We start from the raw sequence: 21,816 nt of genomic DNA on the forward strand, positions 1-21,816 counted from the left end.
CCACTGCGCTTGAATGACCTGTAAATTCTAACAAAAATCCACTTGGCTGAGTGAGAAATTCCAGTGCCTTTGACGATTGACTCAAAACCGGCGCAATCCGGCCCTCCCGTTCTGGTATTGGCTGCTGGATCATCCTCCCGGATGGGACGCTCGAAGGCGATGCTGGGGTGGGGGAGTGGCAGCCTTCTGGATCACGCCATCGACCAGGCTCGGGTGTTAAGCACGTCGGTGTGGGTGGTGTCCGGATGTTACTACCCGGTCAGTCGTTACCGGGTCACCCGACGGCCCTCACGCTGGGTTTACAATCCCGATTGGCACCTGGGCATGGCGTCATCTTTGCGCGCCGGTTTGGGCGCGTTACCGGCCAGCTGTCCGGGTGTCTTTGTTGTATTGGTGGATCAGCCCCTGGTGAGTACCGAATCGCTGGTGCAGCTCAGAAAGTCCGCCGAGCATCAGCGCCACCAGGCCATTGCCGCCGATCATCAGGGCCGGCCGGGAGCCCCCGCTTATTTGCCTCGTCGTCTTTGGCCGGCAATCGGAACCCTTGAGGGCGATCGGGGGGCCGGGCAGATTTTGCGGCAGGTCGGTGCCCAAACCCTTATCATGCCGGGCGCAGAAACCGATGCCGACACCCCCGCGGACTGGCGGCATCTGCAGCAGGTGTTATCCGAACAAACCCGATAACCAGGCGATACCGAGGGTAAACACCCCAAGGCTGACCGCAAGCCCGACGGTGTAGATCCGCGACGTTGCCGCCCGTTGCTGGGTGACGAAGAGGTCAATCGTGCGTTGGGCGATGTCTTCTGCGGTTTCGCGCGAAATCTCATGGGCCTGCTGAATCGCTTCCGACTGCAGCGTTTGCCAGAATTCGGTATCGATAGTCTGAACACTGGTGATGTGGTCTTTCAGTTCGGCCATGTGGTCGCTGGTAAAACCGCCGCTGCGGGACAAATCCTTTTTCAGTTCGGCCAACTCGCGGGCGAGGTTCAGGCTGACTTCTGCGGCCACATCGTCTTTCAGACCCCGTGTCTGGTTATCGATGGAGCCCTGCACGGTTTCCAATCGTTCCTCGAGCACGCGCAGCTGTTTTTTCTCCGCCTCGTCGAGGACACGCTTCAAATGGTCAAATTGCTCGTCAAACAAACTGCTTAACAATTCGTGCAAACGGTTATTGATATGGGTCTTGACCGCCGAGCGCGCGATTTGCTCAATCAGCTCGCTGGTCAATGGCACCGTTTGAGCCTTCTGCAGGACGCCACCGTGAAGTTGGCTGATGTCAGCGGTGAGTGGCAGCTCCAGGGAGGCGTTGTCAGGCAACTGAACGCTGTCTTCCTCGTCCTCCGCTGAGTCAACAAAGTCAGCCGGTGCTGGAGGCTCCGGTAAGGCATTGTCATCCACGTCACTGGCAAGCTGGTCGAGCATTGAATTCAGCCCATCATTGTGAGGCGGCTTGGTCAGAATGTTATAAACCCCGAAGTTTCTGGCTTCCTCCATGAAGGATGACGACTTCTTGGACGTACACATGATGATCGGGATGCCAGCGGTGTTCGGGTTGCCCTTGATGGCCTTGGTGGCCTCGACACCATTCATGCCTGGCATCAAATGATCCATAAAGATCACGTCGGGGCGGTCATGGTTGTCGAGGAAATCCAGGGCTTCTTCGGCAGACCCGGCCATGTTGACCTTCATCTCGCGGTTTTCGAGCAGTTTGCTCAACGCGAAACGCGCCACTTTGGAGTCGTCCACCAGAAGTGCGTTTTTAATTGCCATCATACAACCTCAACCTGTTACACCATTATTCACGTTTAAGCGCAGGTTCATCCGGTCATCCATGCCAGAGGTCGGTGTACCTGCGATCCAGGGCGGGTGACAGTGAATCACCAGCCTTCCAGGGGTGGGCACTGGGTGGCCCGATAACTGTTGTCTCGATAACACACGCCGGGCTCGCTGGTCCGGGCATTGAAGATTTCCCCTTGCGGCGTGGTGAGCACCACCTGGCCGTAGGGCTCGCCGTGGCGAAACGTTGCCTGGATGGAGCTGCCATTGGGGTTGAGCAGCAACCCTTTGCCATGGAACTTCCCTTCGAGGTATTCGCCCTGATATTTTTTGCCGCTGACAAGCACTTCACTGCCACTGCCGTGGAACTCGCCATTGGAAAACTCGCCCTCATAGGAGCGACCATCCGGGTAGGTGAGCGAGCCCTCTCCGTGGAAGCGGTCATTCCGAAATCCACCGACAAAAAGCATGCCGTCCGATGAGGTCAGTGAACCGTGACCGTTGAGACGGTTGTCCGCCCACAGACCGGTCCGAATATCGCCGTTGGCCCGCGTGAGTGTTCCCTGGCCATTGAATTGATCGTTCTTGAACTGCCCGGTGTAGGTTGAGCCGTCGGCACCTCTGAATGTACCTTCGCCTTCACGGGCGCCATGCTGCCAGTCGCCGTCATAACGCCCGCCCTCGGGATACCAGACCGTGCCCTTGCCATTAAATTCGCCATTCACAAAGCCGCCTTCGTAGCGCAGCCCGTCCGAGCCCTCGTACGTGCCATCGCCTGTTCGTACGCCGCCAATCCAGTCTCCTGCGCGGTATTCCACGCGGGTGTAGGCCTCCAGTCGGCCAATCAGGGTCAGATCGTCACCGGCGTCGATATTGATGGTTTGACGCCACGGCTTAAAGCCCTGTTTGGAGATCTCAACGTCGTAGCTGCCGGGTTGGAGCTTGAGGTCCAGGCGAGTTGGGCCACGGGTTTCGCCATTAATCAGTACACGATCATCCACGACGTTGGAGCGCAGGGTTAAGTTGCCGGTAGTCGGCGATGCTGGGGTGGGCGCAGGTTCGGGCTCCGGTCTGGAGAATGCCGGCTCTGCCATGGCAATCTGGAAATGGCCCGGCTCCCTGGCGTCTGGCGACACAGTTTCGGCGGGCGGGGCGGCGTCGCCTCTGGACCCAAGCGTTGGGGGGCTGGTCTTGCCATTAGCGCTTGTCTTCGGCAACTCATCCGCCAGGTCGCTGGTCTTGAAAGGCCCCGGTTCCGGGGCCGGTGGCTCGGATTCCGGACGATTGGCGGGCAGGGTTACAACGACATCGCTGGGGGCCAATAATTCGGAGGCAGCGGCAAGGTGCTGGGCGTCAACAGGCTCGCGCACGGACGCAAAACCGGCGGTTACAAGCAGCATGATAGCCAATGCGTTGATAAACAGTAGCGGTCTGAAATCGACCATGAGAACCCTCTCAACCGTGCGTTCCTACAAAGTAACCCCGAGCTTTCGGAGCGGGCGACCGCGCCTGAGCGAATCTCCATCGCGTCCCGGTTCAGGGTTTACGCCCGGTAATCTTAGCGGTTTGCAGGCGGGTTATGTAACAGAAAGTGACCCAAGTTAACCAGATTGCAGGTCATATCACACTTTGTCCGGAAGTTGGTCATGGTTGCTTTGCTCCCAGGCCCGCATGTGAACGTCCGCTTCGTATTGGTAGGGTGACTTGAATGGCGTCAGGACAAAATCGAACACAAGAAAGAAAAAGCCGACCGACAGCCAGGCGGTCAGGAGCGTACTGATGGTGTTGGCCTGTACCTCCGGGTTGGCACCGACAAATCCCTGCAACGCCGGAAGCACTTCATTGATCAGAACGACCGGATTAAAACTGGACATCACCAGCGGCACCCAGAAGGCAATGAATACCGGGAAAAAACCGAACGACCACAAGGCGCGGCGAAGGGTATAAATAGCCAATGCTTGCACGAACTTCTTGCGCAACTCAGGGACCTTGCGCACGCCCGCCAAGTAGTTCTGGCGTTCACTCCAATAGGCTGAAATGGCCCGTTGGCGTTCGGCTTCCGGTATGGGCTGGCTGTATGGCGCAGGCGATTGCGCAGACGTTATCATGGTCGACGGATCGTAGTCCGGGGTCGCAGGGTCGCCTTCAGAAAGGTCACGGGTCATTGTAGTCGGCTTCTCCTGTTATGGAGTATGTTCTTCGGTGCATTCTCGCCTCAATCGCGAAGGCGGGTTACCTGCATGATAATCGATACAACGTGTTAACCTACAGGTCTTAACTTGAGAAAGCAGGGTAATTTAATGACAGCAGGCAGCGAAAACGGGGTTCATCCAGCGTTTGAAAAATTACGCAGCCACCGTATTGCAACGCTCAACCTCACGGTTGAAGAGTATCGTCATCGCAAAACGGGTGCTCAGCATCTGCATATGGCGGCAGATAACGATGAGAATGTGTTTTTTGTGGCACTCCGTACGTTTCCAATGGACTCCACCGGCATTGCTCACGTGTTGGAGCACACCGCTCTGTGCGGGAGCGAAAAATTCCCGGTCCGTGACCCATTTTTCATGATGATCCGGCGCTCGCTGAACACGTTTATGAACGCCTTTACCAGCAGTGACTGGACCGCGTACCCCTTTGCCAGCAAGAATCGGAAGGATTTTGACAATCTGCTGTCGGTGTACCTGGATTCCGTGTTCTTTTCATCGCTTGACCCGCTGGATTTTGCCCAAGAGGGTCATCGGCTGGAGTTTGAAACCCCGGACGACCCGGAGACACCGCTGGTTTACCGGGGCGTTGTTTACAACGAAATGAAAGGAGCCATGAGCTCCGCCACTTCGCAGCTGTGGCAGAATCTTTCAAGTCACTTGTTTCCCACCACGACCTATCACTACAACAGCGGTGGTGAGCCCGATCACATTGTCGATTTGGCCTACGATGATCTCGTGCGGTTCTACCGGCACCATTATCATCCGAGCAATGCGACCTTTGCCACTTACGGCAATATCCCCGCCTTTGAGCACCATGAGAAGTTTGAGGCGCTGGCGTTGGCCCGGTTTGACCGTCAGGACATTGAACTGCCGGTGCGGGATGAGAAACGCATGTATGCGCCGGTGCGCGTCGAGCAGGGCTATGCGGTCAACGAAGGCGAAGCCACCGAGGATAAAACTCATATCGTCATGGGCTGGTTGCTGGGCCACAGCTTTGACCTGCAGAAAAATCTTGAAGGTCAGCTATTGGCCAGTGTGCTGTTGGAAAACAGTGCGTCACCGCTGATGCGCGCCCTGGAGACAACCGATATCGGCCACTCGCCGTCACCGTTGTGCGGTCTTGAAGATTCCAATCGGGAGATGACGTTCGTCTGCGGTATTGAAGGCAGTGAGCCCGACAAACAGGGCGATCTGGAATCGTTGATCGAGACCACGTTGCAATCGGTGGTGGATGAAGGCGTCAGTCACGAGCGTCTGGAAGCCATTTTACACCAGCTTGAACTGCATCAGCGTGAAATTGCCGGCGATCATACCCCCTACGGCTTACAGCTGATTATGAGCGCGATCTCGCCGATGATTCACGGTGGTGATCCGGTGGCGCTGCTCGACCTGGAGCCAGTGCTGGTGGAGATGCGTGAAAAAATCCAGAACCCAGATTATATCCCCAGCCTTATTCGCCAGAATCTGATCGACAACCCCCACCGGGTCACACTGACGCTGAGACCGGACGACAAGCTTGATCAACGGCGTCAGGACGCGATCCGGGAAGCCCTGGCGGGACAAAAAGCCGCGCTTTCGGACGACGAAGTTGTTCAGATTGTGCAGCGGGCGCAGGCACTGGAGGATCGTCAGCACCGTAAGGACGACGATTCCATCCTTCCAAAGGTCGATTTAAGCGACGTGCCGCTAAGCCTGCCGGAACCCGAGGCACGTTACGCGGGCGATATTTCCACAACTTTGTACGCCCAAGGCACTAATGGCCTGGTGTACGAGCAGGTTGTGCTGCCGTTACCGGCGATGAGCGACGATGAGTTGCTGCTATTGCCGCTGTACACCACCTGTTTGACCGAGGTCGGCTGTGGCGAGTTGGATTACCTGCAAATGCAGGATCGGATGACCGCCGAGTCAGGCGGCATCGGCGCGTTCACGTCGGCGCGAGGTCGCGTTGACGATGTTCAGAATCTGTCAGGCTATCTGGTGGTGACGGGGAAGGCGCTGGCGCGTAATCGCGATGCGCTGACGCAATTGCTGAAAGATGTCTGCACGGATGCCCGGTTTGATGAGCATGACCGGATCCGCGAGCTGGTGGCGCAGATCCGGTCACGTCGTGAGCAGTCGGTGACCGGCAGTGGCCATGGCCTGGCCATGGGCGCGGCATCCCAGGGCTTGAGCCCTGGTGCGCGGCTGGCTTATCGGTTGGGCGGTCTTGAGGCCATTCGTGAAATTAAGGCGCTTGACGATTCGCTGGACGATCCCGCCGCGCTGGCGGCCTTGTGCTCGCGCCTGGCGGCATTGCACCAGCGCATGGGGCAGCAAGCCCGGCAGTTTCTGGCCATTGCGGAAGATGAGCACCTCGAACCTATGGCTGAGGGCATTCGTGCCTGTTGGCCGGACGCGGCATCGGTTCAGGGTGAAGACTGGAATGTGGACCCGGTTAATTACCAGACCCGCCAGGCCTGGCTGGCCTCGACCCAAGTCAATTTCTGCGCCAAAGCCTACGCCACCGTGGCCATTGATCACCCGGATGCGGCCGCACTGACGGTACTGGGCGGTTTTCTGCGTAATGGTTACCTGCACCGGGCAATTCGGGAAAAAGGTGGCGCCTATGGTGGTGGCGCTGGCCAGGACAGTGTAAACGGCACCTTCCGATTTTTCTCCTATCGCGATCCGAGGCTGGAAGAGACGCTGGCGGATTTCGATGCCGCCCTGGAGTGGCTGCAAACAACCGAGCATGATCCACAGGAACTGGAAGAGTCGATTTTGGGCGTTATTGGCCAGCTTGATAAGCCGCGATCCCCGGCCGGAGAAGCACGGCATGCGTTTCAAAACCGATTGTTTGGTCGCACGCCGGAGCAGCAGGCGCGCTTCCGGGAGAGGATCCTGGCAGTAACGGAGGCTGATCTGAAGCGGGTGGCTAACCTCTGGCTGGCGCCGGAGAAAGCCAGCACCGCGGTGGTGACCAATCCAGGCCAACGAGCGGTAGTGGAAGCCCTCGGGTTGAGTGTCGAAGAGCTTTAACGTTGTCGGCCGGGGCCATGGGCTCCGGCCGTTCAACGGTTGAACCTGACTACGCTCAGCGGTTACGTTTGAGTCCCGTGCTGACCATGATGCGGGTAGAGATCTCCTCAACCGAGTACGCCGTCGTATTCATATACGGGATTCGCTCGCGGCGGTACATCAGTTCAATTTCCTCAACTTCATGCATGCATTGTTTCAGCGAGGAATAGCGCGAGTTCGGTCGCCTTTCGTTGCGAATGGTGGCGAGTCGCTCAGGCTCAATGGTGAGTCCGAATATTTTTTCCTTGTAAGGGCGCAAGGCATCCGGCAGTTGTTGATCCTGAAGATCTTCTTCCGTGATCGGGTAGTTGGCGGCCTTCACACCGTATTGCAACGCCAGGTACAGGCAGGTCGGGGTTTTGCCGCTGCGGGAGGCACCGACCAATATAAGATCGGCCTCACTGTAGTGGCGAATGCGAGCTCCGTCGTCGTTATCCAGAGCAAAATTAACCGCATTGATACGTCGCTCATAGTTGCTTTCATTGCTGATCGCATGGGAGCGCCCAACGGTGTAGGACGACGACGCATTGAGTTCCGTTTCCAGCGGGTGCAGGAACGTGCCGAAGATATCCACCATGAAGCCATTGGCACGACTGATCACTTCACGGATATCATTGTTGACAATGGTATCGAACACCAACGGCTTGGCACCGTCGTTGTTGGCCGCTGTGTCAATACGGGCAACCAGGTCCTCCGCTTTATCCAGATCGTCAATGTATGGCACCGTGATGCGCTCAAAGTCGATTTTTTCAAACTGGGCCAACAAACTGTTGCCGAGGCCCTCAGCCGTCAGGCCAGTGCCGTCGGAAATAAAAAACGCGGTTCGTTTCATGGTCGGCTTGATGACTCCGTTTGAGCGTAATTTATCCGGCATTCAAAGGCCTGGGGGCAGGCCCGTGTTGGTCCGGTTGGCTAGGTAATCTTCGCAGGTTACAGTATGATACGGGGCAAGTTCGAGAGCCTTAGGATCATTTTTAATCAATTGCTCTTTGCTTCACTGACTCAAGGGAGACGCGCTTTGGAAGATTACATTATCTGGTTTGAGAACCTGGGCATGTCGGATGTTGACCGGGTTGGGGGCAAGAACGCCTCACTCGGTGAAATGATCAGTAATCTTGCCAATGCAGGAGTAACGGTGCCTGGTGGTTTTGCGACCACGGCGTATGCTTACCGTGAATTTCTCGCCAAAGATGGGCTCAAAGAGCGTATCGATACCGCATTGGATGCGCTGGACATCAATGATGTGAACGAGTTGGCCCGCGTGGGTGCTCAAATCCGTCAGTGGGTGGTGGATACCCCATTCCCTGCGGCCTTGGAAAAAACGTTGGAAGAAGCCTACGACGCGTTGCGGCAGGGCAATGACAAGATGGCGGTTGCGGTGCGCTCATCGGCGACGGCCGAAGATCTGCCGGATGCCTCTTTTGCCGGCCAGCAGGAAACGTTTCTGAACATTGTTGGGCTCGATCAGGTTAAAACCGCAGTTAAGGAAGTGTTTGCCTCATTGTTCAATGATCGAGCGATTTCATACCGCGTGCATCATGAGTTTGATCATAAACTGGTGGCGCTGTCCGCGGGCATTCAAAAAATGGTTCGCAGCGAAACGGCCTCCAGTGGGGTTATGTTCACACTCGATACCGAATCCGGCTTTCGCGATGTGGTATTCATTACCTCGTCTTACGGGTTGGGTGAGACCGTTGTTCAGGGTGCGGTGAATCCGGATGAATTCTACGTCCACAAGCCGACACTGGAAGCCGGACGCCCCGCGGTATTGCGCCGCAACCTGGGCAGTAAAGCGATTAAAATGGTCTATTCCGGCAGTCAGGAAACCGGCCGTTCGGTGGATACGGTTAAAGTCGATCAGGACGAACGTGGCCGGTTCTCAATCACCGACGCGGAGGTATCTGAGCTTTCCAAGCAGGCAATGATCATCGAGAACCATTATCAGCGGCCTATGGATATCGAGTGGGCCAAAGACGGCGATGATGATCGCATTTACATCGTTCAGGCCCGGCCGGAGACCGTCAAGAGTCGCACCTCCGCCAATGTGATGGAGCGTTACCTGCTCAAGGAGCAGGGCAAAGTCATCATCGAGGGCCGCAGCATCGGACACAAGATCGGCAGTGGTCCGGTGAAGGTGATTACCAGTATCAACGAGATGGATCGCGTGCAGGCTGGCGATGTGCTGGTGACGGACATGACCGATCCTGACTGGGAGCCTGTCATGAAGCGGGCCTCCGCCATTGTGACCGACCGCGGCGGGCGCACCTGTCATGCCGCCATCATCGCGCGCGAGCTGGGCATTCCAGCCGTTGTTGGTTGCGGTGACGCTACCGATGTACTGACCGATGGTCAGCAGGTCACCGTGTCATGTGCCGAAGGCGATACCGGTTTGATTTACGAGGGCAGCCTGGATTTTGAACTGCGCGAAAACACCGTTGAATCAATGCCGGCCATTCCGTTCAAGATCATGATGAACGTCGGTAACCCCGACCGCGCGTTTGATTTTCAATCGTTGCCGAATGAGGGCGTGGGTCTGGCCCGGCTTGAATTCATCATCAATCGTATGATCGGCGTGCATCCGAAAGCATTGCTGAACTTTGACGGTTTGCCACGGGATATCCGGCAAACGGTGGAGAAACGTATCTCAGGTTACAGCTCACCAGTGGATTTCTACGTCGATAAACTGGTGGAAGGCATTTCCACACTGGCCGCTGCATTCACGCCCAAAAAAGTCATTGTGCGGTTGTCCGACTTTAAATCGAATGAGTACGCCAACCTGATCGGTGGCACCCTGTATGAGCCGGACGAAGAGAACCCCATGCTCGGTTTTCGGGGCGCCTCCCGCTACATTTCAGAAACCTTCCGTGACTGTTTTGAGCTTGAGTGCCGCGCATTGAAAAAAGTCCGTGACGAGATGGGCTTTGAAAACGTCGAGATTATGGTGCCCTTCGTCCGTACGGTGGGTGAGGCTCGCCAAGTGGTTAATCTGCTGGCTGAGAATGGTCTCAAGCGAGGTGAAAATGGCCTACGCCTGATTATGATGTGTGAGCTGCCCGCCAACGCCATCCTGGCCGACGAATTCCTGGAGTCGTTCGATGGTTTTTCCATCGGGTCCAACGATCTTACCCAGCTGACCCTTGGCCTGGACCGAGACTCCGGCATCGTTGCCCATCTGTTTGATGAGCGCAACGAAGCCGTGAAAGCGCTACTCTCGAATGCCATTCAAGCCTGCAAAAAAGCCAACAAGTACATTGGCATATGTGGGCAGGGGCCATCGGACCACCCCGATCTTGCCAAGTGGCTGATGGACCAGGGCATTGACAGCATGTCCCTCAACCCCGACTCCGTGCTGGATACCTGGTTCTTTTTAGCGGACGAGCCGGTTGACATCTGAATAGGTCCAATCAGGCTGGTGGTCTCCTGCACCGAAGGGCGACGTAAATCAGGCCAGCTTGAGACGCGTGTAATCAAAGACTCAGAGAACAGGAGAACGAAGGTGGCTATCGTAACCCCCGATTTGTGTGATGATTATCCGGATGTGTTGGTGGTGGAGCCAGGGTTCCGCAATTATGGCGGTATTGAGGCCTTTGGCGGCAAGATTGTGACGGTGAAGTGCTTTGAGGACAACTCCGTAGTCAAGAGGCAGGTCGGCTTGCCAGGAGAGGGGCGCGTCATGGTGGTTGACGGCGGAGGCTCCAAACGGGCGGCTTTGCTGGGGGACATGTTGGCCGAGCAGGCCGCCGACAATGGCTGGGCCGGTCTTATTATCTATGGCTGCATCCGCGATGTCGATGTGATCGGCAAGACGGCTTTGGGCGTTCAGGCTCTGGGTACGCACCCCCGTAAAACGGATAAGCGGGACATTGGGGACCTGGACGTACCAGTCACTTTTGGTGGTGTCACATTCCACCCGGGGCACTATGTATACGCTGATAACAACGGCATTGTGGTATCTGACAAGCCTTTGGCAGTCCAGTAGTACAATCAGCCGTTCCGCCTCATCGCTGGCTCGATCAATCACCAACGTGCATCGGATGCAAAACAGTAATGGGCCCCAGCGCCATTCGTCGTTGGGCCCAATTGAATAGGCCGTTTGTCAGCGGCCTATTTTTTTACTTCGGTGATGGTGGTGCCAAGAAGGTAACCATCATCCACAGGCTCGCAGCGTAACACCTTAACGGTAGTCTCGAAGGGCGGAAAGTTATCGCTGGATGAAGGCAGCAAGGTGCCTAACTCGGTGTCTTCGCCCACTGGCTGGCTGACCCATATTTGCATGCCGGTTCCGCTAAGATCCCGGCAAACACCCTTGAAATGCTGTCCACTGCTATCAGTGATCTGGATTTCAGAATTCACTTGCATCCGGTGAAAATCACGCTTTTCAGAGTAATCCCTCATGGTCATCGGCATCGCGTCCACCTCTGTGGTTTTGGTTTGTATTGTTATAGGGCGTCCATGTGATTCCGTCAAAGATTGATCTGTCATAAAAAAAAGGAAAAACCAAATATTTAGTGGTTTTTCCTTTAATCAGGCACCATATGTGGTGTTTTGTCAGGCGGTGCTCTACGCGTTAAGCCCAGTTATCGTTCTTCCTGGTAGGCTTCATCCAGGGCACTACGACGGCCAGAAATACCCCCAGCAACACCAGCCCGGCACTCAGTAGCATAAAGTCCCGTTCGCTGTTCGACTCTAGTCGCTCCCGCTCAGCGGTTAGCACCTCGACATCATTGCGGAGTTTTTGGTTGGCTTCTTGCAGTTCGCGGTTGCGACGATCGAGGGTAAGGGCGTTTGCCGAAATCGTTTTTACTTTTTCCAGCTCCCTGGCCAAGGTTTCAGAGCGGCTTTCCAGTGTTTGCTCGGAAGAGGCAAGCTGGTCTCGCTCGGACTGCAAGCCCTGGAGTTGCTCGCGGACCTCGGATAGCTGGCTTTTTGTGCGCTCCAGTTCTTTACTGGTGGCGACCAAACGATCGCGGGCGATTGGCTGGTCACTCAGAAAGCGCGAGACGATCCAGCCTTCGATGCCATCTCTGGTGCGGACCCGGCTATAACCGGACTCGCTTCGCTCCAGAAGCTCCACGGGCGTGCCGCTGCGCAAGCCATTGTGCAGTATTCGGTATTGTGTACCCTCGCCGCTGCGAATCGGGGCAAATAGAGTGTCATCGATATAGGCGGTCTCCGCATAAACCGGAAGCGCGGCGGAGGCAGTCAGTATTAGCAAAGCAATCAGACGAAATGATGTCACAAAATACGATCCTTGCGTGTTTCATTCAAAGGCGCAATTTTGGCACAGTTGCTGTCCCAATCAAGCGGGACTGTATTACAAAAAACTCATAAAAAGAGTGTTGTTATGGCAACACCGGTTTAAAAGGTTTGACGGCAACCCTTTCGTACACGCCTGCAGCGACGTACGGGTCAGCGTCTGCCCAGCTCCGGGCGGCTTCTAATGAATCAAATTCTGCGATGACCAGGCTGCCAGTGAAGCCCGCATCACCTGGGTCTGGGGTGTCAATTGCCGGCTGAGGGCCGGCGACCAGCAATCGGCCTTCCGATTTGAGGGCCTGAAGGCGTTCAAGGTGAGCCGGACGAGCGGATTGTCGTAACGACAAACTATTTGCAACGTCTTCGCTGACGATGGAATAGTACATTCGAATCTCCAGTAGTAAGTGGTCGGTACAGGGGTTGGCCAAGCTGATACACTTGGGACCGAAACTTTTGCACGGTCAGCGTTATCGAACCAAAAGCGCTGTCCCTAACGTGGACTCTAAGTGACTATACCTCAACCCAAACAAGCCTGCATTGACCTCCACTGCCACAGTCGAGCCTCAGACGGTGCGCTGTCGCCCCGAGACTTGGTGCTGCGTGCTCAAGAACGTGGTGTGACGCACCTGGCGTTGACCGATCATGACACCATCGGGGGGCTGGCCGAAGCTTGTGCGGCCGCAGCGGAAGTGGGCATTCATCTGATTACCGGAATTGAATTGTCTTGTGTGTGGAAGTCGCAGACCATCCATATCGTCGGGCTCGATTTTGATGCCGGCAGTCCTGATCTGGTCGCGGCGCTGGCACATCAACATGACAACCGCTGGCGTCGGGCGCGAACCATCGCCGAGCGGCTGGACCGCCTTAAGGTTCCGGGGCTGCTCGACAGCGCCACCAGGTTCGCCGATGGCGACGTGCCTGGACGCCCTCATTTTGCCCGCGCCTTGCAAGAAGCGGGGGTTGTCAAAGATTTCAATCAGGCTTTTAAGCGTTATTTAGGGGCTGGTAAGCCAGGGGATGTAAAGGCATTTTGGCCAGAGCTGGAAACGGTGCTTGGCTGGATTCATCAGGCCGGTGGTGTCGCCGTTATTGCCCACCCGAGGAAGTACAAAATGACGGCGACGCGGCTACGTGCGCTGATTGCAGATTTCGGACGTTGTGGTGGTCGTGGCATTGAGGTGTCAACGTCGGGTCAGTCGAGTGGCGATTTGGGGTTCGTTGCGGAGCTGTGTCGGAAGGAAGGTCTGCTGGCATCTCAGGGCAGTGACTTTCACTTTCCGGGTGCCCACTGGAGCGAATTGGGTTCAGTGCCAGCGTTACCAGCCGGGCTAGACCCGGTCTGGCATCATTTTAAATCACCTATTGATCACGCCGGTGCGTGAAACAGCAGGTAGAGATCGGTGAGTGATTCCGGAATGGCGTCAGCCATTTGCTGAGTGAGCTTCTCGCTGTCGCGAACCCGTTTAAAGTCTTCATCTTCAAACAGTCCTGACAGGGTAAGCATCGGTACCAGCAGATCCGCTGTTTCTGCCTCATCCGCCTCCAGCCACGCTTCTTCATTTTCCAGGAAGGTGTCAACAAACCCGGCGCACCAGTTTTCAAGTGCGTTCATAGGGTCGCCGTCTTCCGGTTCTGGCAACTCCAGTGACTGCCCCATATCCAGCATATTGGCCATAGCGTCGGCTAAGCGCTGAACGAGATCTGAAAACACGGCTGGCACGCCATCGGCGGGCAGGGTTTCCAGACCGGTTGCCAGCAGAAATACGTTCTCAGTCGATAGCGCAGCGGGTCCAACCACATTTGCGCAGACCACGCCGTGCAAACCGAAAAAGTCCAGCGCGTCTTCGCCCCAGGGTTCGGCAAACAGGATGTCTTCGAGCGACTCGATTTCCGCATTGGATAACATTATTGGGCTCCTGGCGATCAGCCTTGGCACTTTAAAAACGGAGGGGCAGGTGGTGCCCCTCCGTAAGGGATAACTCAGCTATCTGAACGTTCGCCGTCCTGACGTAGTTTGCTATCCGCATTTTCAGCTGCTGCACCATCGGATTTCGGTGCTTGCTCGGACGCCTTGGCTTCGGCGGCAGCTTTCTCTGCTGCCAGTTGGCGTTTGCGCACTTCCCGTGGGTCATTATAGGCACGCCCCGGCGTCGTTTGCATGGCCAACTTTGAGTTGGCGCTCTCCGACACCTCAGGTTTGGCAGTTGATTGAGCCTCGGAGGGCTCTGCAGGTGCTGGCTTCTGCTGAACCGGCTTAGGCGCGGGCTTGGCTTCCGGTGAAGTCTCTCCGGTGGCGGCCTGCGCTGGCTTGGACTCGGCCTGGGCTTCAGGTTGGGTCGCGGGGGCTTGAACGCTCTCGTTAGACGGTGCGTCGGCCGCAGATTCCGGCTCCGCTAAAGGCTTGGCTTTTGCCTTCGCGGCAGGCTTATCGGATTTCTCGCCTTCGACTTTGCTAGATCCGGCCTTTGGCCGACCTGGACCGCGCGGTCTGCGTGGCGCCGGCTTTGCCGCTTCGCTCTGTCCATCGTTGACGGCCTTTGGGGCTTCCGCCGTTGGCGTTTGTGGCTCGGTACCACCTCCGGTATTGGCCTGGTCTCCCGACGTCGCAATGGCGTCTGTCGCCGGAGCTGCCGCCGCCTCGGTCGGGCTCGCCTTGGTGCTGGGGCGTGCTGCTTGAGGCTTGGGGCTCTCTGGTTGTGACTCAGTGCCGGCTGCCGGAGACTCAGGCCTGGCCTGGTCGTTGGATGCCTTTTCACTGACCGCTTCGGCTTTTTGCGGTTCCGCTGCGGGCTTCGCTACAGGCGCTGAAGGGGTTGCTGAAGGCTCTGAGGGCTGCTCGGAAGACGCAGTGGATTTAGCGCTTTCTACCGGCGCGTGATCCGCTGTTGCCTTCGGTGCTTCAGGCGACTGCTGCCGAGTTGGCGTTTGCTCCGTTTTGCTCTTGTCCGCGCTCGCGGCGCTGGCAGATTCAGGAGTTTTTTCCTGGTTGACAGTTTCTGTACTGACTGGCTTGCGATCGGCCGGTTTGCTTGCGGGCGTTTCTACCGGCGAGCCGTCACGGTTACGCTGGCGCCGGGGACGACGACGCTTCTCGTCACCGCTGCTCGCTTCATTTCGATTTTGATCGCGATTGGCTTGTGGTTTGTTGCGGCCCTGGTCACTGCCTGCGTTCTGAGTCCGCTCTTCTTTACGGGGGCTGTCTTTGCGATCGCTATCGCTGGCTGAGCTCTGGCCACGCGTTTGATCGCGGGTCTCATCCCGATTGCTGCGTCCTCGATTGGCGCCATCGCGCCCACCGCGAGGCTTGTTACGGTTGTCATCCGCCTTGCCTTGCTGACGACGTTCGCCGCCGCGGTTATCTGTGCGCCCACCGCCTGACCGGTTATCGTCTCGTGCGACCCGTGATTTACGCCGCTCCTGCCGGTCCTGCGTGCGGCGTTCATTCTGCGCTGGACGAGCGGAGCGTGCAGGACGTGCGGGCTTATTCGGCTCTTCTTCCTCACTGCCAAAAAAGGCGGAGATTTTCCGAGACAGCTTGGAGAACAAACCTTCTTCCTGACTGTCGGAACTGGCCGCCGGTGCAGTGGCTTGAGGTGCTGCTGGGGCGGCGGCTGGCCGAAGGGCCTTGACGGCGGCTTCCTCGCGCACAACCTCTTTACCTGCTGGCGCTTCTGCGGCCTCTTCTTCGCGAACGGTGTACTCTTGCGCGAGCTGATAGCTGGATGTGCGCTCGGCACCCGACTCATCGTCTCGCATCCGCAATATTTCAAAATGCGGTGTGTCCATGTGTGGCGCGGGCACAACCACAATCTCGACTTCCTGGCGCGCTTCTATGTCGGCGATCTGCTTGCGCTTTTCGTTGAGCAGGAAGGTGGCCACGGAAATAGGCACAACGGCGCGCACCTCGCCGGTTTTATCTTTCGACGACTCTTCGTAGATCAGGCGCATGATGCTCAATGCCAACGATTCGATGCCGCGGATTGTGCCTTGGCCATTACAGCGCGGACACACTTCGCTGCGGGTTTCACCCAGTGAGGGGCGAAGACGCTGACGGGACATCTCCAGAAGTCCAAAGCGCGAGATCTTGCCAACCTGCACGCGGGCTCGATCGATTTCGAGCGCTTCGCGGACTTTCTGTTCGACTTCGCGCTGGTGGCGGGCCGGGGTCATGTCGATAAAATCGATGACGATCAGACCGCCCATGTCTCGCAGACGAAGCTGACGAGCAATTTCTTCCGCCGCTTCCAGGTTGGTCTGGAGCGCTGTCTCTTCAATGTCGTGGCCCTTGGTGGCGCGCGAGGAGTTGATGTCAATAGACACCAGTGCCTCGGTCGGATCGATCACGATGGAGCCGCCGGAAGGCAGTTTCACTTCGCGCTGGAAGGCGGTTTCGATCTGTCCTTCAATCTGGTATCGGCTGAACAGCGGAATCTCATCTTGATACAGCTTGATTTTGTTCTCGAACGAGGGCATGACGGCACGAACGAAGTTCAGGACGTCTTCGTGCACGATGGAGGAGTCGATCAGAACTTCACCAATGTCCTGGCGAAGGTAGTCTCTCACGGCACGAATGATGACGTTGCTTTCCTGATGGATCAGGAAAGGTGCCTTGCGCTCTCCGGCAGCCTGGCTGATGGCTTCCCAGAACTGAACCAGATAATCGAGGTCCCACTGCAGTTCTTCGGTGGTACGCCCAATGCCCGCCGTACGAACAATGATGCCCATGGATTTCGGCACCTGGACGCCGCTCATGGCTTCTTTAAGCTGTGCCCGCTCTTCGCCTTCAATACGGCGGGATATGCCGCCGGCACGCGCATTGTTGGGCATCAACACCAAGTAGCGTCCTGCAAGCGAAATAAAGGTGGTCAGTGCAGCGCCTTTGTTGCCGCGCTCTTCTTTGTCCACCTGGATAATGACTTCCTGGCCTTCGGAAACCACTTCCTTGATGTTGATCTTGCCTTCAATCTGACCGGGGGATTTTTTGAAATACTCTTTGGAGATTTCTTTAAGCGGTAGAAAGCCATGGCGGTCAGCACCGAAATCGACAAATGCGGCCTCAAGGCTGGGCTCAACCCGGGTTATTCGGCCTTTGTAGATGTTGGATTTTTTCTGTTCGCGGGAGCTTGATTCAATATCAAGGTCGAAAAGACGTTGACCGTCTACCAGAGCGACGCGCAACTCTTCAGGGTGAGTTGCATTAATAAGCATTCTTTTCATGGAAATGGGTGTTTCCTGTCGTTAAATGAAGACAGAAAACCTGACCAGGTGCATCCGCGAAGCATAACTTGCGTGCCACCGGATATGTTTCAGCCGGCGGCCAGACGAATCAGAAAGGAGCGTTAAAACAACCCGCTTGTCCGAAAATACCGAAGACCGTCCTGCTGCCGCATGGCAGAGAAGGGTCGTTGGGAGTCATTGTCTGTTTGCGCATGTTGTCCGATTTCAAATTCACGCAGGTGCCTGGGTCTCATGTCGTATTCGTATGCTGGACGGCCCGGCCCTGCGTGTTGATAGTGATTCTTCGTGATGTCGCCCGCCGGTTTTCCGTACGGTTTTTTTAAAACATTGCCTCCGGACTCCTTGCCATACCTGATTTCGGATGGGCCGGGTTCGTCCGGGGGCGTTGAAACTGCCTTCGCCCGTACTTATTGGGGCACTGGCGTTCAAACTCTTTAATAGTGTCGGTATACTTCATCCGCTCCGGCGGTTGGCAGTCTGGCCAGGCCGTAGACAAACGGAGAAGCTCGCTGGAATATAGCAGTATTCGTCGGGCTCATCAATCCCGCGTGCCTCAAGGCTGGTGCGCCTTCAATGACCGGGTGTTATGTCCAATTCCAAACGCAAGCAATTCAGTGTCAAGTCAACCGGGCGAAGGCCTGCAAGACTGGGCACTGACGGACGTCAGAGCAAGCCCGAGAACGATGGTCGGCAAGAGGCGTCTGACGAAACGTTTCGCAGCGACGTTCAGTGGGTCGTCGTGGACCCGGATATGGCGGGTCAGCGGCTCGACAATTTCTTGATGGCGCGCATGCGGGGCGTGCCTAAGAGCGTGCTTTACCGGGTGATTCGTAAAGGCGAAGTGCGTATCAACAAAGGCCGTGTCCGGCCAGACACCAAGCTCAATGCCGGTGATCGAGTCAGGATTCCGCCGATTACCCAAAAAGTGAAAGAGGTCAAACCGGCTCCCGGGTCTCGAGTGCAGGGGGTAATAGAAGCGGCGGTCGTGTTCGAAAATGAGCATATGCTGGTGGTCAACAAGCCGTCGGGCATTGCGGTGCATGGAGGTAGTGGCCTCAGCTTTGGTTTGATTGAAGTGTTACGGGCTGCGAGGCCGGAGGCTCAATTCCTCGAACTTGTGCATCGTCTCGACCGCGACACTTCCGGCCTTGTGATGATTGCCAAGAAAAGATCGGCGTTGAGGTACCTGCAGGACGAGTTGCGTCACAAGCGAATTAGAAAGCACTACCACGCATTGGTTGCAGGGGCCTGGCCGGCCAGCGTGGTCAAGGTGGACGAGCCGCTGTTGCGTTTTGAGCTCGGTAATGGCGAGCGACGCGTTCGGGTTGATGTCGAGGGCAAGGCCTCGCTGACCACTTTTCGGCTGCTCGAAACCTTCGGAGGCTACAGCCTGGTGCAGGCGTCACCGGTGACAGGGCGCACCCACCAGATCAGGGTTCACAGCGTATGCGCCGGTCATCCAATTGCGGGTGATGACAAGTATATGGATGATGTCAGTCTCAAGGCATTTAAGGGAGCGGGCGGGCAGCGGTTGATGCTGCACGCGCAGGCCCTGCAATTTAATCTGCCGGTGACGGGGGAGCCAATGAGCCTGGAGGCTCCCTATGATGAGGCATTTGCCGCTTTTTTGGCCACGCTTGCAAAACGCAAGGGCTAGGGTTCTATCCGGCTGAGGCCCGGGCTTGCCTGATGCCCCTTTTAGCGGGGTGCGAGTAAGCATTGGCGTTGCAGGCCCCGGGCATTGACCGGGCAGGGTGTCAGGTCGAGTCAGGCAAGCAGAAAGCACTCGCGACACTACATCAAAAGATATCCACACAAGGAAATACAGTAATGGCCATTAAAGTCGCCATATTTGATTGGGATGGCACGCTGGTAGATTCAGTGGAACATATTGCCAGCAGTCTTTATCAGGCTGCGACAGACCTGGGGTACCCGGCGTTAGAGTTTGGTGCGTACCGCAATATTATCGGTTTGGGCATGGTCGAAGCGCTGGAAGCGCTGTATCCGGGCATGAGCAAAGCGGAAATGACCGAACTGCGGGATCAATATGGTCGTTATTTCTTCTCCAAGGCGACGACACCTCAACACGTGTTTGCCGGTATGACGGATGTGCTGGTCGATCTGAGGGAGGCGGGATACGGTTGCGCGGTAGCGACGGGTAAAAGTCGTAAAGGCCTCGACGGTGCCTTGTCGTCCAGTGGTCTGGGTTCTCACTTCGATCTGACGCGGTGCGCCGATGAAACCCGCTCGAAACCGGATCCCACCATGCTTGCCGAAATTGTTGAACATTACGGCATTCGTCCGGATGAGGCTGTCATGATTGGTGACACCATTTACGATATGGAGATGGCGCAACGAATTGGAATGCCTGCGATTGGCGTGGAGTGGGGGGTGCATGACGAGGCGACGCTGTCGCGCTTCAGTCCGATGGCGGTTGTCAGTTCGGTACAACGTTTGCGGCGTCAATTGGGGTTGTAGGCGGGCCGCCTGCTCATTGTGAAATTCGTATAACACGACATTAACTAAATAAGGGAATTTCAATGTCTGAATGGGATTCGGATCAAAAGCCGGGGTGGGGCTCGCCCGAAACAACGCAGTCGCAACCGGAAAAGGCACCCGAGTCAGGGCGTGACTGGAAGTTGATTGAGAAGCTGGTCATGTCGCTGCAGTCTGAACAAAGAAAGAGTCGACGCTGGGGGATTTTCTTCAAGCTGTTGACCTTCATCTATCTGTTCGCACTGTTGCTGATGATTCAGTTTCCCTTTGGTAGCAGTTTCGAGGCAGCCACGGCTGAGCATACGGCGATTATCGAAATCAATGGCCCGATCGCATCGGACAAAGAGGCCAGTGCTGACAATGTGGTTGGGGCGTTGCGTGAGGCGTTCCAGAATGAGAATTCCAAGGCGGTGTTATTGCGGATTAATAGCCCCGGTGGCAGTCCAGTCCAGTCCGGGTATGTGTATGACGAGGTCAAGCGCCTCAGGTCTGAGTATCCGGATAAGAAGCTTTATGCGGTAATTGCCGATATCGGAGCCTCGGGCGCCTATTACATTGCCGCCGCCGCTGACGAAATCTACGCTGATAAAGCGAGCTTGGTGGGCTCTATCGGCGTTGTGGCGGGAGGTTTTGGGTTTACCGGTGTGATGGACAAGCTTGGAGTTGAACGAAGGCTCTACACAGCGGGCGAAAATAAAGCGTTTCTGGATCCGTTCTCACCTGAGAGACAGGATGAGGTTGCCTTCTGGAATGAAGTGCTGGAGACCACCCACGCGCAATTTATCGAGCAGGTAAAGCGAGGCCGTGGGGATCGTCTGGCGGATGACGAGCGTTTGTTCTCAGGGCTTATCTGGACCGGCGAGCAAGCGCTGGACCTGGGGTTGATTGATGGCTTGGGCAGTTCCAGTTACGTAGCCAGAGAGATAGTAGGATTCAAGGACCTGGTGGATTACAGCCGTCAGGCATCCCCGTTTAAGGAGTTGATAGATCGTTTCGGTGTGGCCGTCGGCTCGGGTGTTTTCGGTCAGTTGGTGGAGTCGCGCCTGGAATTACGATAAGCCACTGTCAGTGTATCCAGGCCCCAGGCCCGGAACATGGCGTTCAGGGCAATCAGCGGCAGTCCTATCAGGCTATTGGGATCGCGCCCTTCGAGGGATTCGAACAGCGTGATGCCCAGGCCTTCCATCTTAAAGCTCCCTGCACAATCATAGGGTTGTTCGATTCTCAGATAATGCTCAATCTCTGCGTCGCTTAATGTCCGGAATTGCACCTGGAACAACTCGCATGTGCTTTGCAGTTTGCCCATGCCAGAGTCGAAAAGTGCGAGCCCAGTATAAAAGGTCACAGTATTGCCGCTGCAGAGTCGAAGTTGTGCTGCGCCGGCGTCATGGTCGCCTGGTTTGGTGAGTATGATTTGGTTGGGCGTGGCAGCGACTTGGTCCGAGCCAATGATCCAGTGGTCCGGGAACTGAGCGCTCAATGCCCGGGCTTTCTCTTCCGCCAGCCGGGTAACAAGGGGGCGGGGATGTTCACCCGGGTAGGCGCGCTCATCAATATTCGGGCTGGCGCAATGAAAAGGAAGCCCGAGTCGCGCCAGGAGAGTTTTGCGATACTGGGATGAACTGGCAAGGACGATGGGTTTTTGAGGCATGCGTTGGCTCCCTTTGACTGGGTTCTAGGGTAAAGCCTCACACATGAGGCGTCTAAGATTTTCTGTGCATGCCCCTGGAAGTGGGTATAAACCCCTAAATCGTGCTTCAATAGCGGTAAATCATGATGAAGTCTT

General features: G+C 56.4%; 18 protein-coding genes. 8 read left to right on the forward strand and 10 right to left on the reverse strand.

Annotation, left to right across the window (positions count from 1 at the left end; genetic code table 11):
* Nucleotides 1–63: 63 nt before the first annotated feature.
* Nucleotides 64–684, forward strand: a complete 621-nt coding sequence (locus tag GRX64_RS07390) for a nucleotidyltransferase family protein (RefSeq protein ID WP_282433941.1) — start codon at nt 64–66, stop codon at nt 682–684.
* Here the strand turns inward: GRX64_RS07390 and GRX64_RS07395 are convergent.
* The 3 genes from GRX64_RS07395 to GRX64_RS07405 all read right to left on the reverse strand — a co-directional run bounded on the left by GRX64_RS07395 (nt 664) and on the right by GRX64_RS07405 (nt 3,941).
* Nucleotides 664–1,770 carry a response regulator gene (locus tag GRX64_RS07395; protein WP_166266019.1) on the reverse strand — a complete coding sequence of 369 codons (1,107 nt, stop codon included), beginning with the start codon at nt 1,768–1,770 and terminating at the stop codon, nt 664–666. The two genes, GRX64_RS07390 and GRX64_RS07395, sit on opposite strands and share 21 nt — an antisense overlap.
* Nucleotides 1,771–1,877: 107 nt before the next feature.
* Nucleotides 1,878–3,221, reverse strand: coding sequence for an MORN repeat-containing protein (locus GRX64_RS07400; RefSeq protein ID WP_166265403.1), 1,344 nt, complete (start codon nt 3,219–3,221; stop codon nt 1,878–1,880).
* Between the two features lie 177 nt (nt 3,222–3,398).
* Entirely contained in the window at nt 3,399–3,941 is a 543-nt protein-coding gene (locus GRX64_RS07405) for a hypothetical protein (protein ID WP_235937558.1), read from the reverse strand.
* 135 nt (nt 3,942–4,076) lie between these two features.
* On the opposite strand from GRX64_RS07405, the gene GRX64_RS07410 reads away from it, so the two are divergent.
* The gene (locus tag GRX64_RS07410) at nt 4,077–7,001 is read left to right on the forward strand and encodes an insulinase family protein (RefSeq protein ID WP_166265406.1); all 2,925 of its coding nucleotides are present in this window, start codon (nt 4,077–4,079) and stop codon (nt 6,999–7,001) included.
* A 55-nt stretch (nt 7,002–7,056) separates the two neighbouring features.
* Here GRX64_RS07410 and ppsR read toward each other — a convergent pair whose 3' ends face one another.
* The gene (gene ppsR / locus GRX64_RS07415; RefSeq protein ID WP_166265409.1) at nt 7,057–7,872 is read right to left on the reverse strand and encodes a posphoenolpyruvate synthetase regulatory kinase/phosphorylase PpsR; all 816 of its coding nucleotides are present in this window, start codon (nt 7,870–7,872) and stop codon (nt 7,057–7,059) included.
* Nucleotides 7,873–8,058: 186 nt separating this feature from the next.
* On the opposite strand from ppsR, the gene ppsA reads away from it, so the two are divergent.
* Entirely contained in the window at nt 8,059–10,434 is a 2,376-nt protein-coding gene (ppsA, locus tag GRX64_RS07420) for a phosphoenolpyruvate synthase (RefSeq protein ID WP_166265412.1), read from the forward strand.
* A gap of 102 nt (nt 10,435–10,536) precedes the next feature.
* Nucleotides 10,537–11,019 (forward strand): ribonuclease E activity regulator RraA, encoded by a 483-nt coding sequence (rraA, locus tag GRX64_RS07425; RefSeq protein ID WP_166265415.1) that lies wholly within the window; start codon nt 10,537–10,539, stop codon nt 11,017–11,019.
* A 125-nt stretch (nt 11,020–11,144) separates the two neighbouring features.
* On the opposite strand, the gene GRX64_RS07430 is transcribed toward rraA, so the two are convergent.
* The 3 genes from GRX64_RS07430 to GRX64_RS07440 all read right to left on the reverse strand — a co-directional run bounded on the left by GRX64_RS07430 (nt 11,145) and on the right by GRX64_RS07440 (nt 12,682).
* On the reverse strand, nt 11,145–11,447 hold the full coding sequence (locus GRX64_RS07430; protein WP_235937559.1) for a PilZ domain-containing protein: 303 nt from the start codon (nt 11,445–11,447) through the stop codon (nt 11,145–11,147).
* Between the two features lie 160 nt (nt 11,448–11,607).
* On the reverse strand, nt 11,608–12,279 hold the full coding sequence (locus GRX64_RS07435) for a TIGR04211 family SH3 domain-containing protein (protein WP_166265418.1): 672 nt from the start codon (nt 12,277–12,279) through the stop codon (nt 11,608–11,610).
* Nucleotides 12,280–12,382: 103 nt separating this feature from the next.
* On the reverse strand, nt 12,383–12,682 hold the full coding sequence (locus GRX64_RS07440) for a YciI family protein (protein WP_166265421.1): 300 nt from the start codon (nt 12,680–12,682) through the stop codon (nt 12,383–12,385).
* A 120-nt stretch (nt 12,683–12,802) separates the two neighbouring features.
* Between GRX64_RS07440 and GRX64_RS07445 the strand changes: the two genes are divergently transcribed.
* Nucleotides 12,803–13,678, forward strand: coding sequence for a PHP domain-containing protein (locus tag GRX64_RS07445; RefSeq protein WP_166265424.1), 876 nt, complete (start codon nt 12,803–12,805; stop codon nt 13,676–13,678).
* Here the strand turns inward: GRX64_RS07445 and GRX64_RS07450 are convergent.
* Both GRX64_RS07450 and rne read right to left on the reverse strand, forming a co-directional pair.
* Nucleotides 13,663–14,202, reverse strand: coding sequence for a YecA/YgfB family protein (locus GRX64_RS07450; protein ID WP_166265427.1), 540 nt, complete (start codon nt 14,200–14,202; stop codon nt 13,663–13,665). The genes GRX64_RS07445 and GRX64_RS07450 overlap by 16 nt on opposite strands.
* Before the next feature lie 74 nt (nt 14,203–14,276).
* The gene (gene rne / locus GRX64_RS07455; RefSeq protein ID WP_166265430.1) at nt 14,277–17,513 is read right to left on the reverse strand and encodes a ribonuclease E; all 3,237 of its coding nucleotides are present in this window, start codon (nt 17,511–17,513) and stop codon (nt 14,277–14,279) included.
* Between the two features lie 607 nt (nt 17,514–18,120).
* Here rne and rluC point away from each other — a divergent pair.
* From rluC to GRX64_RS07470, 3 genes are all read left to right on the forward strand, one after another.
* On the forward strand, nt 18,121–19,191 hold the full coding sequence (rluC, locus tag GRX64_RS07460; protein WP_166265433.1) for a 23S rRNA pseudouridine(955/2504/2580) synthase RluC: 1,071 nt from the start codon (nt 18,121–18,123) through the stop codon (nt 19,189–19,191).
* Between the two features lie 173 nt (nt 19,192–19,364).
* Complete coding sequence (locus tag GRX64_RS07465; RefSeq protein ID WP_166265436.1) at nt 19,365–20,012, forward strand: HAD family hydrolase; 648 nt, start codon at nt 19,365–19,367, stop codon at nt 20,010–20,012.
* Nucleotides 20,013–20,074: 62 nt separating this feature from the next.
* Nucleotides 20,075–21,088, forward strand: a complete 1,014-nt coding sequence (locus GRX64_RS07470; protein ID WP_166265439.1) for a S49 family peptidase — start codon at nt 20,075–20,077, stop codon at nt 21,086–21,088.
* Here the strand turns inward: GRX64_RS07470 and GRX64_RS07475 are convergent.
* Complete coding sequence (locus GRX64_RS07475; protein ID WP_166265442.1) at nt 21,055–21,681, reverse strand: Maf family protein; 627 nt, start codon at nt 21,679–21,681, stop codon at nt 21,055–21,057. The two genes, GRX64_RS07470 and GRX64_RS07475, sit on opposite strands and share 34 nt — an antisense overlap.
* Nucleotides 21,682–21,816 lie beyond the last annotated feature (135 nt).

Origin of the sequence: Marinobacter caseinilyticus, from assembly GCF_011074955.1 — a bacterium.
Classification (GTDB): domain Bacteria; phylum Pseudomonadota; class Gammaproteobacteria; order Pseudomonadales; family Oleiphilaceae; genus Marinobacter; species Marinobacter caseinilyticus.